Origin of the sequence: Streptomyces sp. NPDC093984, assembly GCF_044764595.1 — a bacterium.
Classification (GTDB): Bacteria; Actinomycetota; Actinomycetes; order Streptomycetales; family Streptomycetaceae; genus Streptomyces; species Streptomyces cynarae.
The window spans coordinates 1-14,567 of the sequence record NZ_JBIWIM010000017.1; the positions used below are offsets into that span (position 1 = coordinate 1).

Sequence of the window (14,567 nt, forward strand, 5' to 3'; positions counted from 1 at the left end):
CCGGACCGTGGCCATCTCATCAGGTGTCACACCACCACAACGACGCCAGCCGGCAAGCAGACACGCCACCCACAGACAAACCTGACCAAGCCCTACTAGGCCTTGTATTCGTTCCGCTCGACGCTCTCGATGGTGATGTGCGGATGCGCAGGAGGCGTATGACCGGGGTCGCTTACCGTCAGCTCGGTGGGCCACGAAGTTCCGGGATACAGGCCGACGACATCCATCGAGGCGCTGGCCGTTGCGTCGAAACCGCCCGGCCCCGTGATCCGAATGCGGAATCGGTAGAACGCTCGCTTCCGCCCGCTGTTGACCACCTCTACAGGGACCGTCAGCCCACCCTTGTCCCGGCGCGCCGCGTAAACAGTCACGTCTCCTTGCCGAATGACCGGCGTTCCGAAGTGCTCGCTGCCTTTGGCGATGCCGGTCCCAGCCGGCGACGGAGTGATAGTGACTCCAGGCGGTGCGGCCTGCCGGCGGGCGCTTTCCGCCTTCTGCATAGCCGCCTCTGTGCTGTCAACCCCTGGAGTGCCATCTGACGGGTTGGCAGTAGCGGACGACGCGGCGGAAGCCGACGATGAGGACTGGGCGGTTGTGGTGCCCGGCCGATGGCTTTCCTGTTCATGCCCGCACGCAGCGGTCATTGCTCCAGCAGCGACGAGCAGGACGAGGAGCCGACGGGACACCGGCGTACGCACAGGCATGAACATCTACCTCGGAGATGGAAAGGGACGGGGGATGGTCAGTCGCAGGCAGCGACGTGGGTTTGCCGGTCGATGATCGCGACATCGCCCTCCCACATCAGGGCGTTCACCACGGCACAGCGGGGTTGGAAGGTCGAATCGTTGCTCTCGTACTTGACCGGGCCCGCGTAGTCGAGGAACGTGCCTTCATCGACCTTGCACGTGGTCCAGCACAGCTTCAGCTTCATGTGCTTCTTGACCCCGAGGTTGTTGTCGAACACGGCACATGCTCCCGACTTTGCTGGCCGCGTGACTTCCTTGTAGTACGTGAAGAGGGTTCCGAACCGGCGCGAGTCCGGAAGAGGATCCACATATGACAGCTTGTATCCGCTTCCGCACAACAAGCCGCCGGCCTGTACCGCTGCGGCGTTGGCCCCCGCCAGGGCACGCGTCTGCGGATCACGCGCCGCGCTCGGTGAAAACTCCACGTTGGTGCCGGGCACCTTCTCGGGAACGGGCTTCGAGTCCTGGGCCAGGGCTTGTGGAGCTGTCAGAACCGAAGCGACGAAAGCTGTGGACACAGCAAGAGCAGGCAGCCACTTGCGCATGCGTCATTCCCCCATGTTGAAGGCACAAATCCGTGGCGGCACGCGCGTAATTGTGGTCCCCGTTGTGCTGAGTGTGTTGGTCGTCCACTCCCGTCCCGCCCGGATGACACGGGCTGGCAGTTCCCCAACTGACCGAGAGTGGCCCGTCACTCTATGCCCACAGGCAGCAGCAGACGCAAGCGCCTGAGCCCCGACATGGCGAAGAGACGACGCCTGCAGAAAGGCAAGCGGAATCGGGGAACACCATGTGCCCCATGTGTTGGACGATGGAAACGGAGCCCGCAGGGCACGTGCGAACCATGGCAGAAATCTGCACCACCGCTTGCACCCTGGATAAGCCGCAATGCTGCGATCACGGCGCGGTGCATCGCCGGTGCTCACCACGGCATCGAGTGCGCGGCATCGGGTGCACTCAGTGGCTGGCTTCTCGGCCGCGGTGCGGTCTCGGCTGCTGCGGGCGGTGCGCCTGCTGGTCGTCCTCGCGCACCGGGCGCGCTCCGTCGGAGTCTTCCCGGTCGGCGTAGCGGTCCATGGTGGCGCGGGCTCGGTCGGCGGCTGCGGTGAAGGCTTCCTGGAGGTGGCGCAGCCGCTCGGCAGTGAGGTCGAGGGCTTCCCCGTCGGTGCGGGACTTCTTCAGGGCCCGCAGCGCCGTCATGTCGAGCGTCGCCCGGGGCTCGGTACCCGGCTCCGGGCGGCTGGACTTGGAGTCGGTGTCCGGGAATGGGATGAGGAGCTGCTCGGGCATCGCGGCCTGCTGGTGCTCCACGACGTCGTCGTACAGCGCGCGACCGGTGCGGCGCGCCGCGTGCAGCCGGGCGCGGAGAACGGTCGAGGCGATGACCGCGCGGTCGTAGAGCAGCGGGACGCGCGGGATGTCCCACTCCCCCGGATCCAGGGGCAGGCGGGGCGCGTCCGGGGCACTGGGGCCGGCCGGGAGCTGGTGGTCCGGATCGGGTTCGGCGTCCGGTCGGCGGCGGGTGGGCGGCGCTTCGGCCAGGGCCCAGCGGGCGGTGTAAAGGCGGTAGGCCGGCATGTGGCCGCGCAGCGTCTTCGGTTCGCTGATGTCCAGGCAGTGCGTGGCGATGGCGGTGTCCACGATTGTCTCGTCCAGGCCCGGGTCGCGGCGGCGGCCGCGCAGGACGAGAGCGAGGTGACGGCGGGCTTCGGCGAGCAGGTGCCGGCGGTGGAACCGGCCGCCGCCGTTCATCACGAACACCGTCGCGACGACGTCGACGGCAGCCAGGGCGACGTCGACCACGGCGGCGACCCGGGCCCGGATCGCCGCCGCTGCGGCACGGGCGTACTCGAGGAGGGAGTTGATGACGTCGGCGGCCACCTCGGAGGTGCGGATCGCGCTCTCCTTCCACTCCTCGCGCAGCTTGGCGAGGGGCCGGGCCTTCTGCTTCGGCGGGCGCGTCATCTTCGCGGCGATCCGGTTCAGCTTGACTCGGGCCCGCTCGGAGACCACGGGCAGGAACCGCGGCTCACCGTCGTCGTCGACGGCGGTGACGTACTCATGCTCCAGGTCCTCAAGGCAGGCGGCGATCTGGTCGCTGCGCCGGGATGTCCAGCGGATCAGTTCGTGCGGCACCCCGGCGACGTCCATGACCGGCCGGCGGCCGACGGTGACGATGCGCGGTTCGGAGGCCAGCCCCAGCGCCTCGCATGCCTCCGCCATCACGACTTCGTTGTAAAGCGCGGAGGCGGCCACGGCGTGCTCGTACAGGACCTGGGAGTGCACCGAGCCCCACTTGCCGTCGGGCCGCTGGGCTTTGACGGACAGAAGGAGATGGTCATGCAGGAGGGGCATCCCGGAGCGCGCCTCGTAGTGGCGGAATCGCGCGGCGACCAGACCGTGCACCGGACGGACTTTGTAGACGCCCTGCGCGCCGACGCGGATGATTGCGGCCTCATCCTCGATCCAGGAGAGCACGGCGGCGATGGCACGCTCGTGCGCGGCCTCGATCGCCCGCCGCGTCTCCTCATCCCCGAGGGCCCACAGCAGGGTGAGGGTCGGCTGCGGGCGGAAGACCAGATCGAACCCGGTGACCTTCACCCGGCGCCCGAGCGCCCCGGCCCGGCGTGCGGCCGCGGGCTTCTTCCCAGCGGCGAGCTGGTCGGCCTCGATCCGGTCGGCGTGCGGGTGCCGGCCCTCGCCGAAGAGGTTCCGCAGCTGCGCCTCGGTGACGACGTCGCCCGCCGCCAGACCGAGGACCGCAAGGCCCCGGCCCATCCATCGCCCGGCCGGGACACCGGCCTCCTCCTGGGCCTGAGCGAGTGGCGTGCGGGCCGGACGCCGGCCGTCGCCGACGACGACCTGGCGCAGGTAGTAGCGGTACATCTGCCCGGCGGTGATCAGCGCGATATCCATCATGGAGACCACGCCACACGGCCCTGACCTGCGATGAAAGGCCGATCAAGCTTACGTCCCGCCAGGCGGGAGCAGCGCCGGCACTTTTTCTCAGGTGCCCGCCAGGCGGGAAGCGACTTCAGCCGGCGAGCCAGTGTCATCGCTCTCCGGCAACTCCCGGACAACCACCCGACCGAACCTAACGAGCACCACACACCGGCCTATACGGACGACCACCCATCAGCCCCCGGCACTCGCCGGGGGCTTCGTCGTGCTGCCCGGGAGAACACCGTGCCCGCGTACGAGACGCTCCCCCGCTTCACCGCCGAGCTCCAGCACCTCACCGCCGCCCAGCGCCGGCGCTTCCGCCGCGTCGTCCTGGACTCGTTCGTCCCCGACCTGCGCACCAGGCGCCTCCGCTGTAATCGCAGCAGAGGGACTGTGGCCAACCACAGTCCACGCGAAGTCATGGGATCGCGCATAAGGATCAGCGATGCCTCTCACGCGCGCAAAAACGCAGCTCGTCGTCAAGAAGACCTCACGGGCACGAACCGTCGGGCAGCACTGCAGGACATCCGTAACGCCCTGCCGCCCACTCCTCGAGCTCGCAGCGCGGCAAGGCAGCCATGTAGCGGAGCAAGCACGACGCTTGTTCCCGCGGAGCTGATCGCCGTCGTCCAGGACTTCGTTCACTGGGGTCGGCGTCATCTGGACGATGCCGTCCACGCGGCACATCAACACGTTGAACAGCCGAAGGATTGGCACCGTCTGGTGCTCTACGCCCTCACCGACGCTCTCGCCTACAACTTTTTGCTGGTTGGCGCACTTGCTGGGTACCTCCAAGAGCAGGGACTGGATCCTGAACTGCTGTGCCGACACCTGCAGTCTCCCGATCCCGATCGCTACGTGAGCCAGGAAGCACTTGATCTGCTGGCAGGCTGATGGGCAGGCCGGTTGCAGAGGGCCAGACCGAACCCACATGGCACTTCATCGGCAGGCAGATTGCCGAGTGCGGTGCAGATCGCGGCGGGAACCTTCCTGTCCCGTCTCAGTGAAGGTGAACCACGTCGGGGCTGTGACCAGCGATGAATCGTGTTGAGTGAGACGCGGTGCGGCGCGGCGTCTCACTCAATCTGAGGTCTGCAGTCCTGCGCTGCTTCGCGCTCGGCAGCGAACTCGTCGAGGAGCTCGAAAAGGACCTTGATCGCGTGCTGTTCGTCCTCAGGCGGAAGATCCCAGAAGTCGTCCCAGCCGTTCGGGAGGGCTATGTGGAGGACCTGGCCGGGCCAGGCGTGGTTGCAGTCGCGTCCGCGACGGGCGACGAGCCAGTCGTGCCAGCCGGTGAGCCCGGGCCCACCGTGCCGGAGAGCATGCTGGTCATAACCGGTCAGGAACGCGGTCAGCATGTGGAAGGAGGTCTTGCCGACGAACATGCCGGGACGTCGGCCGACGCTGGCGAAGTACTCGCGTTCAGTCATCCCCGAGAGGGGCTTCATGCGTCCGCACCCTCCTCGTCACTGGCGCTGTCGTCCAGGTCTGGACGAAGCCTGCTGCGGGCCGCCTCCAGACGTTCGGCGTAGTCCGCCGCAAAGATCTCCGGCAGCGACTTGTCGAGCGTTCCGGCAATGCGGTGGAGGGGTGCCCAGACCGCCGCATCGTCGACGAAACAACTGAGGTCTGTCATCTGCACCTGCTCCAGCCAGTCCGACAGGACCAGCGCCTCATCCGGGGTGAGTTTGATGATGATCTCCGGACTGGGAGTGTCCAATAGACGGCGGATCCGATGATCAAGGAGACGCCTGATGAGCGAGACCATCATCGAGCACGAGGCCGCGGAGGCGGCGGTCGTCGAGTCGGCCGCGGAGGCGGTGTCGGACGAGCAGTTGATCGCGATGCTGGTCGACCGTGCCCGCTCCGACGGGCTGCAGCTGACTGGGGAGGGCGGGCTGCTGCAGCAGCTGACGAAGCGGGTGCTGGAGTCCGCCCTGGAGGGCGAGATCACCGATCACGTCGGCTATGACAAGCACGACGCGGCCGGCCGGAACAGTGGTAACAGCCGGAACGGCACCCGGTCGAAGACCGTGCTGACCGACGTCGGCCCGGTCGAGGTGAAGGTGCCCCGCGACACCGCCGGCACCTTCGAGCCGCAGATCGTCCGCAAGCGGCAGCGCCGTCTGACCGGTGTGGATGAGATGGTGCTCTCGCTGTCCGCGAAGGGCCTCACCCACGGTGAGATATCGGCTCATCTCGCCGAGGTGTACGGAGCGGAGGTGTCCAAGCAGACCATCACCACGATCACGGACAAGGTGATGGAGGGCATGGCCGAATGGCAGGCCCGCCCGCTCGATCGCGTCTACCCCGTCGTCTTCGTGGACGCCATCAACGTGAAGATTCGCGATGGCAAGGTCGCCAACCGCCCTATCTACGTGGCCATGGCCGTCACCGTCGAGGGCACCCGCGACATCCTCGGGATCTGGGCCGGTGACGGCGGCGAGGGCGCCAAGCACTGGCTCCAGGTCCTCACCGAGCTGAAGAACCGCGGCGTCGAGGATGTCCTCATGCTCGTCTGTGACGGGCTGAAGGGACTGCCCGACGCGGTCGAGACGGTCTGGCCCCGAACTGTCGTCCAGACGTGCATCGTTCACTTGATTCGCAACAGCATCCGCTACTGCGCACGTCAGGACTGGGACAAGGTCGCCAAGGATCTCAAGCCCGTCTACACCGCACCGAGCGAGGCCGCCGCGACCGAGCGGTTCCTGGAGTTCTCCGAGAAGTGGGGCACCAAGTATCCGGCCGTGATCAAGCTGTGGTCCGACGCCTGGGCCGAGATGGTGCCCTTCCTCTCCTTCGACGTCGAGATCCGCAAGGTCATCTGCTCGATGAATGCGATCGAGAGCGTGAACGCCCGCATCCGCAAGGCCGTCCGGGCCCGCGGTCACTTCCCCTCGGAAGCCGCCGCGTTGAAGTGCGTCTATATGGCGCTGATGAGCCTGGACCCGACCGGCAAGGGACGACGCCGCTGGACGATGCGCTGGAAGGCACCGCTGAACGCGTTCCAGATCGCCTTCGAAGGCCGACTCACCCCCACAGCCACTGACCCTCAACAACCAAGATCAGCCGTTGATTGGACAGACCCTTAGCCGATCTGTTCGGCCAGAGCGAGGATGATGCCTGAGGGGCCGCGGAGGTAGCAGAGGCGGTAGATGTCCTTGTACTGCGCTACCTCGCCGATCAGTTCGGCGCCATGGGGGCGTAGGCGGGCGATGGTGTCGTCGATGTCGTCGACGGCGAACATGACCCGGTGCAGGCCCAGCGTGTTCGGCGGCGGGTTGTGCGATCCGTCGCCGATCGCCGCGGGGGTGTGGTACTGCGCGAGCTCCAGTTTGCCGTGGCCGTCCGGGGTCCGCATCATCGCGATGTCGCTGCGGACTCCGTCGAGTCCGACGGCCTGATCCGCGAAGAGGCCCTCGATCTGCGCCTTGCCTTCGACCTCCATGCCCAGTTCGGTGAAGAAGGCGACGGCGGCGTCCAGGTCGTCGACAACGATGCCGACGTTGTCCATCCGCTGAAGCGTCATGACGGTTCTCCCTCTGCGTTGCGCGGCACTTTGAGGCCACCGGTATACCGAGGACGGAGCCGGTGACCCGTTCTCGACACCCGTAAACGGGCTGAGTTCTGGATGGCTTTGTTCGTGAGTTCGGGTTCTGTCTCAACTTCTGTGGTGCGGCCACTGTGAGTTACGTCGGCGGGGCGCCTCGCCTTGCGAGCGATCTTCCTCGTCCGGCGGGCCCATCGCGGCTCCGCCGTCCCGGAATCCGTGCGTCGGCGCCGCGTATGCTCCTGCCCATGAGCACTGAACGTCCTGCGCGCAGGCGCGATGGCGCCGCGACACGCGAGGCGATTCTGGCTGCAGCGGTCGTGGAGTTCACCGAGCACGGATACACCGGGGCCGGGGTGCGTCAGATCGCCGAGCGGGCGGGTGTGACGGCGATGATGATCAACCGCTACTTCGGCTCGAAGGAAGGCCTGTTCGCGCAGGCCGTCGATCGCGCCTTCGCACCGCCGACCGTCGTCGGTGGTGAACGCGCCGGTTTGGCGGGCACCATCGCCCACACGCTCGCCGAACGCACCGCCCCCGGCGCCGAGCGGCTCGACCCGTTTCTCCTGCTGCTGCGTTCGGCACCGGATCCGGAGGCGGTGGACATCGTCCGGCAGGGCGTGGAAACCCATGTGGGCGCCCGTCTGGCGAGGTTGCTCGAAGGACCGGACGCCGAGGACGCAGAGGACGCCGACGTCCGTGCGCAACTCGCCCTCGCGCTGGTCGCCGGAACGTGGCTGCTGCGCAGTGTCGTCGGTACCACCGCGCTCGTCTCGGCCGACGACGGCCGCCTCGCCGCGCTCGTCGCCGACATGCTCGAACCGGTCATCCGCGGGGCGGGTGGCGGGTCGGTGCCTGGAACCGGTCTGCCCGTCACCGACGGGTAGCCGTCCGTCGACGGCACGCGGGACGGCGGGGTGGGTGTGCCTCAGAAGGCGGAGCGGATGAGTCCGCCGTCGACGCGGATGGTGGCTCCGCTGATGTACTGGGCGTGGTTGCTGCAGAGGTAGGCGACGGCTGCGGCGATCTCCTCGGGTTCGCCGAAGCGTTCCTGGTCGTTGGGGATGAGGGCCTGGACGGCGTTTGGCTGGATCTCACCCCAGGTCCGGCCCCAACCGCGGGCGGGCCCGATGTCGGTGACCAGGTCCTTGGTGGCTTGGACGAGGATCGCTCCGGGGGAGACGATGTTGGATGTGACGCCGGTGCCCTTGAGTTCGCGGGCGAGGGAGACGGCGAGGTTGTGCCGGGCGGCCAGGGTGGCGTTGTACTGGGGGTGGGTATTCATCGGCTGGGAGGCGAGTCCGCCGCCGATGGTGACGACACGGCCCCAGCCGCGTTCGCGCATGGCGGGGACCAGGTGCTGGATCATGCGGACGCCTGAGACCACGTTGACGTTGTAGGTGTCGCGCCACTCCTCGGGGGTGGCCTCGGCCCAGGACAGGTGCCGGTAGAAGCCGGCATTGTTGACCAGGATGTCGACGGGGCCGTCCGCCGTGGCGACGCGGGCGACGTCGGCGGCGGCACGGTCGTCGGCAAGGTCACCGACGACCGTGTCGGCCGTCCCGCCGGCCTCGCGGATCTCCCGCGCGACCTTCTCCGTGCGGTCCTTGTCCCGTCCGTGGACCACGATCGCGGCACCCTCTGCCGCCAGCAGCTTCGCGGTGGCCTCGCCGAGCCCCGCACTCGAACCTGTGACGAGCGCGCGCTTACCGGTCAGGTTGAGGTTCATCTCGTATTTCCCTCTCATGGGCCCGCTTCGCACACCCGCACTCTGCGGTCATACGAAGTAACTCTCACGTAAGTATACAGCTGTAGACTTCTTGTGGAGGGGGAAAGCCCGGGCACCGCTGTGATCGCCTCCAGACCCGAGTTCTGACTCGACAACTGTGGGGGCGACGACTCTGCGTCACGACAGCAGGACGCGCTTTTCCGGAGGAGTCGGAAGCCGGCCCGGCCTAACATCTGGCACTTCAGCATCTTGATCCGGTTGACGTGGCCCGCGACCACACACGAGTTCCAGGGCAAGGTCAGACCGGCGATGACGGCCTCCAGGACGCGGTCGATGCCCTGCGGCGAGGGTGTGGATGGTGGGCAGGTCGTCCTGCCGGACGGCATCTGAGAGGACGGTCCGTGAGGTGATGTCCGTTTCCGGGTGAGGGTTGTGTCAGGGGTGCTGCCCGTGGCGGTGACTATTGCTTCCGGGTGAAGTTGCCGGTGTCGGCCTCGGTGAGGATCTTGACCAGGCGTTTCAGCTTGGCGCGGGTGCCTTCGACGTTCTTCGGCAGCAGTTCGTGGCCGAGGGCTTCGCAGACGTCCTTGGCCCGTAGCGGCCCGGTCGCGTGGTTGAAGGCTGCGAGGATGCGGGGGTAGTCCGGGTGTTCTGGCAGGTCCGGCGTGGTGGCGGGTAGCCGGTCGGCGAGACTGGTGACGGTCTTGCGGGTGATCGCGAGGTGCTCCAGGTGCGTCTCGGCCTCCCGCAGCCGGGTCTGCAGGTCGTCGATCTGTGCGCGGAGGTCGTCGGCCAGGGCCCGGGCGGCGTCTTCCTGGAGGTCCAGGGCGTCGATCAGGGGCTGGATGTTCATGCTGTCACCGCCTGCGTGTCGCGCCAGGTGGGGGCGCTCGCGCCGGTGAGGCGTCGGGTCATGACGTGGGTCATCGCCCAGTAGACACGGGAGGCGGAGGAGGAGGGGCGGTGCTCGTAGTCGCGGGCCAGGCGCCGGTGCACTATCAGAACCCCGTAGGTCTGCTCGACCCTCCACCACTTCGGCTGCGGTACGAAGCCCTTGTCCTGCGGGTTGCGTTGGACGATCTCGACGTCGATGCCGAGGCCGGCGCCATGCGAGACGACCTTGTTCCTGAAACCCTGGTCGACCAGGGCTTTGCGGACGCTTCCGCCGCGTGCTCGGCGACCTGGTCCAGCAGGATGATGCCGGCGGCGTTGTCGTGGGTGTTCCCGGCGAGGACGACGACCGCGATGACCAGGCCGAGCACGTCCACGGCCAGACCGCGCTTGTGGCCGGGCACCCGCTTGGCCGCCCACTGGCAGCCGGTCCGCCCCTGGTAGAGGATCGCGTTCACGATCTCCCGCATGTCGTAGGCGCCCTGGTGGCCGCTGACCGAGCGGTGCCGGTCCTTCCATGCGGTGATCACCGGCTCGATCAACGACCACTGCTCGTCCGTTAAGTCGCTCGGATACGCCTTGCGTTCACTCACCCGGTCACATCACCAGAGCACCAACCGCGGACCGGCAGATTCCGCCCCGCCACCACACCAACAGGCGACAACAGACCAACTCAAAGACTCACGAACCGCCCACTGAGAGGTGCGGATCCTCAGCAGTTCGACCAGGAGCGGGTCGAGGCCCGCTGCGGTGGTGGCCTCTTCCACCTGTGACGACAGAGCGATGAGGGTCTTGTAGGCGGCCGGGTGCTGCTTGCCGATGTTGACGCGCTGGGGGTCGGTCATGATTCCTTCGATTCGTTCAGGTGGCCTGCGCCGCGCACTTGGCGTGCGTGGGTCGAGCAGGCCGTGGCCGCAGTCAGCGTGGCGACAACCAGGAGGCCGGCGGCGATTCGCATTCCGATCACGATGGGTCTCCTGGGTCAGTCTTCCGTGACGCGGTGATCGTCTTGCCCGGGGTGCGCTTGCCGGGGGCGAAGGCGGAGGGTGCTTCGGCGAGCGGACGCACAGCGCCGACGAGCGCCTTGAGCCGGCCGTCCCTCAGCCGCGTGGCGAGATCGGCGAGCCGGGCGCGGTCGGGTTCGACGACGAAGAAGATTGCACGCCCGTCCTTGGGCTGGACCTTGGGCGGCATCAGGATCACCCGCTACACCGACTCCACCGGTGCTCAGGGGGTCTTCCACATCAACTCCCGTCTGCAGGTTGCCGCCGAGACCGACCCCCTGGGGCACACCGCACGCTTCGTGTTCGACGCCCGCGACCGCTTCTGGAGCACACCGACGCGCTGGGCAACATCACCCGTCTCGAGCGCGACGACGACGGCAACCGCGTCGGGCTCATAGCCGCCGACGGTGTCCGGACCACTGCGACGTTCAATGAATTCGGCCTGCCCGTGGCCGTCACCGAGCGCGGCGGTCGTACGCGTCGCTACGAGTACGACGCGCGTGGCAATCTGACCGCTGTCACCGAACCCGACGGCTTCCGCACCGAGTACGAAACTGACGAATACGGTCATGTGTCGGCTATGCGCGACGCTGCAGGAGGAGCCACGGGGACCGGGGCGAAATCCGTCGGTCTGCCGGTTTCCATCACGGCACCGGACGGTGTCCGTGTGATCTTCGTACGGGACGCCTTCGGCCGCATCACCGAGGCCACCGATGCCCTGGGCGGGACTCTTCGGCAGGGCTGGACGGTCGAGGGCGAGCCCGCCTGGTGGGAACTGCCCGACGGCACCTGTGCGGAGTGGTCCTGGGACGGTGAGGGCAACCTGGTCAGCCACACGACCGTCTGGGCCGTACCAGCACACACGCTGTCACTCACGGGCGAGGCGGACGAGATCGCCGCAGCTATCCCATATCTGTTGAGGCCTGATGCCCGGTGGACCACCGAAAGAGCGTATTCATATGAGTTCGAGGCCTCCGTCGATCGTGAGAATCTGGCCCGTCAGCCACGTCGCGGTGGGATCTGCGAAGCGGACGAGCCAGGTCGCTACTTCCTTCGGTTGTCCCCTCCTTCCCAGAGGAATCCGGGATGCCTGCTCTTTCTTGACCGCCATCACTTCCTCCTCCGTGAGCCCGCTGACGGACAGAGCCTCGCTCTCGGTCGGACCGGGAGCAATGGCATTCACTCTGATCCCGTCCTTGGCCAACTCGACCGCCCAGGTACGCGTCAGCTGTTCCAGGGCGGCCTTGGTCGCCCCGTAGTGGGCACCGCCCGGGTGGGGGCGATGGCCGTAGGTGCTGGAGACGTTGATGATCGAGCCCTTGCTGCGGCGCAGGTGAGGCAACGCTGCCTGGGCGAGCATGGTAGGGGCAATGACGTTGAGGTCGAACAGGTCGGTGATGCGCGAGCGTGTCACCTCGTCGAACGAGACACGTGCAGTCGCGCCAGCGTTGTTCACCACCACGTCAAGCTGCTTCCATCGGTCGATCGCCGTACTGATGATCAGCTCAGGAGCATGCTCCAAGCGAATGTCAGTAGCGAGAGTCGCGATGCCTGGGTGCATGGCGGCAGTCTCGTCCAGGGCCACCTGGCGTCGGCCGACACCGAGGACGTGCGCCCCCGCCTCGGCCATCGCGACCGCCGTTGCCCGGCCGATCCCGGTACCGGCTCCGGTGACGATGACGACGCGGTTATGAAGGGGGCGAGTGTACTGGTATTCCATCAGGGAGTCTTTCACTTGCTGTTTGACTGGCGTCTGTGGCCGCTGCCGGGTACGAGGACGTAGATCTCTGCCAAGGCGTCTACAGTGGTTGATCACTTCAGAACCACTGCAGGTACTGCGGCAGGCCGCCGGAGCGGATGCCGAGACCGCAGCAGCGCCTCTCGGACCGACCGCCGCTTGCCCGGCGATCCGGTCGGGGTTTTCGCCCTTCTTGAGGGCGTCCCCGGTGTGCTTGCGCAGGCAGAAGACGCAGCCGTTGATCTGGGAGGTGCGGATCCTCAGCAGCTTGACCAGGAGCGGGTCGAGGCCCGCGGCGGTGGTGGTCTCTCCCACCTCCGAGGACAGGGCGATGAGGGTCTTGTAGGCGGCCCGGGCTGCTCGCCGATGTTGACGCGCTGGGGGTCGGTCATGGTTCCTATGATTCCTTCGTGTGGTATGAGCCGCGCTTTGGGCACGTTGGTGGAGAGTGGGCGTGCTATGGCGGGGTGGTACAGGGTGATGCCGCCCCGCGCATGCCCCGGGGGCTACGACTTCGGATCGTCGATCTTGAGCTTGGCTCCGGTGTTGGAGACGAAGACGACCAGGAGCTTGGCGGGTTTGGTCCGGCTGGTGTTCTCGGTGAGGACATGGTGGGCGCCCGGCTGCTCGCCCCAGTTCTCGCCCTGGTGGTAGGTAGTCGCGGGCTGGCCGGCGAGCTGGCTGCGCACGGTGCCTTCGAGGACGTAGGCGTAGACGAACGCCTGGCCGTGCCGGTGCGGCAGCGCGCTTGCGTTGGGCGGGAAGTCCACGATCGCCGAGGTGAACGTCTTGCCCTTCACATTCGGAAGGGCCTGCTGGAGCAGCGGCCTGAGGGTTTCGGTGGGGCGTGTCGATGCCATGGCCGCAGGCGATGCCATGGCCGCGGTCGTGCCCGTGGCGTGGGTGGGCTGGTCCGAGGTCGAGCAGGCCGTGGCCGCCGTCAGCGTGGCGACGGCCAGGAAGCCGGTGGCGATTCGCATTCCGATCACAATGAGTCTCCTGATTCAGTCTTCCGTGACACGGATGATCGTCTTGCCCGGGGTGCGCTGGCCGGGGGCGAACGCGACGGCTGCCTCGGCGAGGGGCCGCACAGCACCGACGAACGGCTTGAGCCGGCCGTCCCCCAGCCGCGTGGCGAGATCGGCGAGCCGGGCGCGGTCGGGTTCGACGACGAAGAAGACCGCCCGCCCGTCCTTGGGCTGGACCTTGGGCGGCATGACGATGCTGACCAGCGTGCCGCCGGCCCGGACCAGGGCGGCCGAGCGGTCGAGGATGTCACCGCCGATCACGTCGAACACGACGTCGGCCTCGCCGGCGTCCTCCAGCTTCTCGGTCTGCAGGTCGACGAAGGTGTCCACACCGAGGGCGAGTGCCCTGTCCCGGTCGGAGGCCCGGCCCGTGCCGATGACGCGGGCGCCGACCTCGCGGGCGAGCTGCACCGCGATCGAGCCGACGCCGCCCGCAGCACCATGGATCAGGACGGTCTGGCCCGTGGTGAGGCGGCCGTGGTCGAACAGGCCCTGCCAGGCGGTCAGCCCGGAGATGGGCAGCGCGGCGGCCACGGTGTGGTCGATGTCCGCCGGCAGCGGGGCGAGGTTGCGGGCCTCCACCGCGACGTACTCGGCGAGAGTGCCGTCACGGGCCCAGTCGGCCAGGCCGAACACCCGCTGTCCGACACTCAGGCCGGTGGTGCCGTACCCCAGCTCCACGACGACACCGGACAGCTCGTGCCCGGGCACGCTCGGCGTCCGGTCGCGACCGGCGCGATCGGTCCACGTGGCGGGCCAGTCCAGCTCGCCAGGGGTGAAGCCGGCTGCGTGCACCCGCACGATGACGTCGTTCTCGGCCACGTGGGGGTAGGGCATGTCCGTCAGGGACATTCCGGCAAGACCAGCGTCACGGTCTCGGACAGTGATGGCTTGCATACAGATCCTTACAGGGAGGGGCGACCCGAGCGCACAGCGCA

Annotated in this window: 15 protein-coding genes and 3 pseudogenes; 4 read left to right on the forward strand and 14 right to left on the reverse strand. The window is 67.6% G+C overall.

All coding sequences use genetic code 11. The features are described 5' to 3' along the window. Positions 1-95 precede the first annotated feature (95 nt). From ACIRC0_RS34965 to mobF, 3 genes are all read right to left on the reverse strand, one after another. The gene (locus tag ACIRC0_RS34965; protein ID WP_403624660.1) at positions 96-500 is read right to left on the reverse strand and encodes a hypothetical protein; all 405 of its coding nucleotides are present in this window, start codon (positions 498-500) and stop codon (positions 96-98) included. 242 nt (positions 501-742) lie between these two features. Continuing rightward, positions 743-1,291 carry a hypothetical protein gene (locus tag ACIRC0_RS34970; RefSeq protein WP_403624663.1) on the reverse strand — a complete coding sequence of 183 codons (549 nt, stop codon included), beginning with the start codon at positions 1,289-1,291 and terminating at the stop codon, positions 743-745. 412 nt (positions 1,292-1,703) lie between these two features. Beyond that, entirely contained in the window at positions 1,704-3,665 is a 1,962-nt protein-coding gene (gene mobF, locus ACIRC0_RS34975) for a MobF family relaxase (RefSeq protein WP_403624666.1), read from the reverse strand. A 267-nt stretch (positions 3,666-3,932) separates the two neighbouring features. On the opposite strand from mobF, the gene ACIRC0_RS34980 reads away from it, so the two are divergent. Continuing rightward, the gene (locus ACIRC0_RS34980) at positions 3,933-4,583 is read left to right on the forward strand and encodes a hypothetical protein (protein WP_403624669.1); all 651 of its coding nucleotides are present in this window, start codon (positions 3,933-3,935) and stop codon (positions 4,581-4,583) included. A gap of 182 nt (positions 4,584-4,765) precedes the next feature. Here the strand turns inward: ACIRC0_RS34980 and ACIRC0_RS34985 are convergent, their stop codons facing one another. Then, positions 4,766-5,119, reverse strand: coding sequence for a hypothetical protein (locus ACIRC0_RS34985; RefSeq protein WP_403624672.1), 354 nt, complete (start codon positions 5,117-5,119; stop codon positions 4,766-4,768). Between the two features lie 14 nt (positions 5,120-5,133). After that, positions 5,134-5,409, reverse strand: a complete 276-nt coding sequence (locus tag ACIRC0_RS34990; protein WP_403624675.1) for a hypothetical protein — start codon at positions 5,407-5,409, stop codon at positions 5,134-5,136. Positions 5,410-5,533: 124 nt separating this feature from the next. On the opposite strand from ACIRC0_RS34990, the gene ACIRC0_RS34995 reads away from it, so the two are divergent. Beyond that, the gene (locus tag ACIRC0_RS34995; RefSeq protein ID WP_403624884.1) at positions 5,534-6,781 is read left to right on the forward strand and encodes an IS256 family transposase; all 1,248 of its coding nucleotides are present in this window, start codon (positions 5,534-5,536) and stop codon (positions 6,779-6,781) included. Here the strand turns inward: ACIRC0_RS34995 and ACIRC0_RS35000 are convergent. After that, entirely contained in the window at positions 6,778-7,218 is a 441-nt protein-coding gene (locus ACIRC0_RS35000) for a VOC family protein (RefSeq protein ID WP_263234338.1), read from the reverse strand. The two genes, ACIRC0_RS34995 and ACIRC0_RS35000, sit on opposite strands and share 4 nt — an antisense overlap. A gap of 269 nt (positions 7,219-7,487) precedes the next feature. Here ACIRC0_RS35000 and ACIRC0_RS35005 point away from each other — a divergent pair, with 269 nt between their 5' ends. Next, complete coding sequence (locus ACIRC0_RS35005; protein ID WP_403624678.1) at positions 7,488-8,126, forward strand: TetR/AcrR family transcriptional regulator; 639 nt, start codon at positions 7,488-7,490, stop codon at positions 8,124-8,126. A gap of 41 nt (positions 8,127-8,167) precedes the next feature. Here the strand turns inward: ACIRC0_RS35005 and ACIRC0_RS35010 are convergent, their stop codons facing one another. The 5 genes and pseudogenes from ACIRC0_RS35010 to ACIRC0_RS35030 form a co-directional block, all read right to left on the reverse strand. Then, positions 8,168-8,968, reverse strand: coding sequence for an SDR family NAD(P)-dependent oxidoreductase (locus ACIRC0_RS35010; protein ID WP_403624681.1), 801 nt, complete (start codon positions 8,966-8,968; stop codon positions 8,168-8,170). Between the two features lie 460 nt (positions 8,969-9,428). Then, positions 9,429-9,821 carry a hypothetical protein gene (locus ACIRC0_RS35015; RefSeq protein ID WP_403624684.1) on the reverse strand — a complete coding sequence of 131 codons (393 nt, stop codon included), beginning with the start codon at positions 9,819-9,821 and terminating at the stop codon, positions 9,429-9,431. Beyond that, positions 9,818-10,452 (reverse strand): annotated as a pseudogene (locus tag ACIRC0_RS35020) (transposase). Before ACIRC0_RS35020 ends, ACIRC0_RS35015 begins: the two are co-directional and overlap by 4 nt. Before the next feature lie 9 nt (positions 10,453-10,461). Continuing rightward, positions 10,462-10,704, reverse strand: coding sequence for a hypothetical protein (locus ACIRC0_RS35025; RefSeq protein WP_403624687.1), 243 nt, complete (start codon positions 10,702-10,704; stop codon positions 10,462-10,464). 137 nt (positions 10,705-10,841) lie between these two features. Then, a pseudogene (locus ACIRC0_RS35030) lies at positions 10,842-11,059 on the reverse strand (NADP-dependent oxidoreductase); the annotation flags it as partial. 252 nt (positions 11,060-11,311) lie between these two features. Here ACIRC0_RS35030 and ACIRC0_RS35035 point away from each other — a divergent pair. Then, positions 11,312-11,548 (forward strand): annotated as a pseudogene (locus tag ACIRC0_RS35035) (hypothetical protein); the annotation flags it as partial. 270 nt (positions 11,549-11,818) lie between these two features. Here ACIRC0_RS35035 and ACIRC0_RS35040 read toward each other — a convergent pair. From ACIRC0_RS35040 to ACIRC0_RS35050, 3 genes are all read right to left on the reverse strand, one after another. Next, positions 11,819-12,916 carry an SDR family oxidoreductase gene (locus tag ACIRC0_RS35040; RefSeq protein WP_403624690.1) on the reverse strand — a complete coding sequence of 366 codons (1,098 nt, stop codon included), beginning with the start codon at positions 12,914-12,916 and terminating at the stop codon, positions 11,819-11,821. A gap of 191 nt (positions 12,917-13,107) precedes the next feature. Beyond that, on the reverse strand, positions 13,108-13,581 hold the full coding sequence (locus tag ACIRC0_RS35045) for a cupin domain-containing protein (RefSeq protein ID WP_403624887.1): 474 nt from the start codon (positions 13,579-13,581) through the stop codon (positions 13,108-13,110). Between the two features lie 24 nt (positions 13,582-13,605). Beyond that, positions 13,606-14,526, reverse strand: coding sequence for an NADP-dependent oxidoreductase (locus tag ACIRC0_RS35050; protein WP_403624692.1), 921 nt, complete (start codon positions 14,524-14,526; stop codon positions 13,606-13,608). Positions 14,527-14,567: the final 41 nt, after the last annotated feature.

Bases quoted from the DNA above. Each gene is read 5' to 3' on its own strand.
- ACIRC0_RS35005 (WP_403624678.1), top strand. From the start codon at position 7,488: ATGAGCACTGAACGTCCTGCGCGCAGGCGCGATGGCGCCGCGACACGC.
- ACIRC0_RS35045 (WP_403624887.1), bottom strand. From the start codon at position 13,581: ATGCGAATCGCCACCGGCTTCCTGGCCGTCGCCACGCTGACGGCGGCC.
- ACIRC0_RS34965 (WP_403624660.1), bottom strand. From the start codon at position 500: ATGCAGAAGGCGGAAAGCGCCCGCCGGCAGGCCGCACCGCCTGGAGTC.
- ACIRC0_RS35015 (WP_403624684.1), bottom strand. From the start codon at position 9,821: ATGAACATCCAGCCCCTGATCGACGCCCTGGACCTCCAGGAAGACGCC.
- ACIRC0_RS34995 (WP_403624884.1), top strand. From the start codon at position 5,534: ATGCTGGTCGACCGTGCCCGCTCCGACGGGCTGCAGCTGACTGGGGAG.
- ACIRC0_RS35010 (WP_403624681.1), bottom strand. From the start codon at position 8,968: ATGAACCTCAACCTGACCGGTAAGCGCGCGCTCGTCACAGGTTCGAGT.
- ACIRC0_RS35000 (WP_263234338.1), bottom strand. From the start codon at position 7,218: ATGACGCTTCAGCGGATGGACAACGTCGGCATCGTTGTCGACGACCTG.
- mobF (WP_403624666.1), bottom strand. From the start codon at position 3,665: ATGATGGATATCGCGCTGATCACCGCCGGGCAGATGTACCGCTACTAC.
- ACIRC0_RS34970 (WP_403624663.1), bottom strand. From the start codon at position 1,291: ATGCGCAAGTGGCTGCCTGCTCTTGCTGTGTCCACAGCTTTCGTCGCT.
- ACIRC0_RS35050 (WP_403624692.1), bottom strand. From the start codon at position 14,526: ATGCAAGCCATCACTGTCCGAGACCGTGACGCTGGTCTTGCCGGAATG.
- ACIRC0_RS35025 (WP_403624687.1), bottom strand. From the start codon at position 10,704: ATGACCGACCCCCAGCGCGTCAACATCGGCAAGCAGCACCCGGCCGCC.
- ACIRC0_RS34985 (WP_403624672.1), bottom strand. From the start codon at position 5,119: ATGACTGAACGCGAGTACTTCGCCAGCGTCGGCCGACGTCCCGGCATG.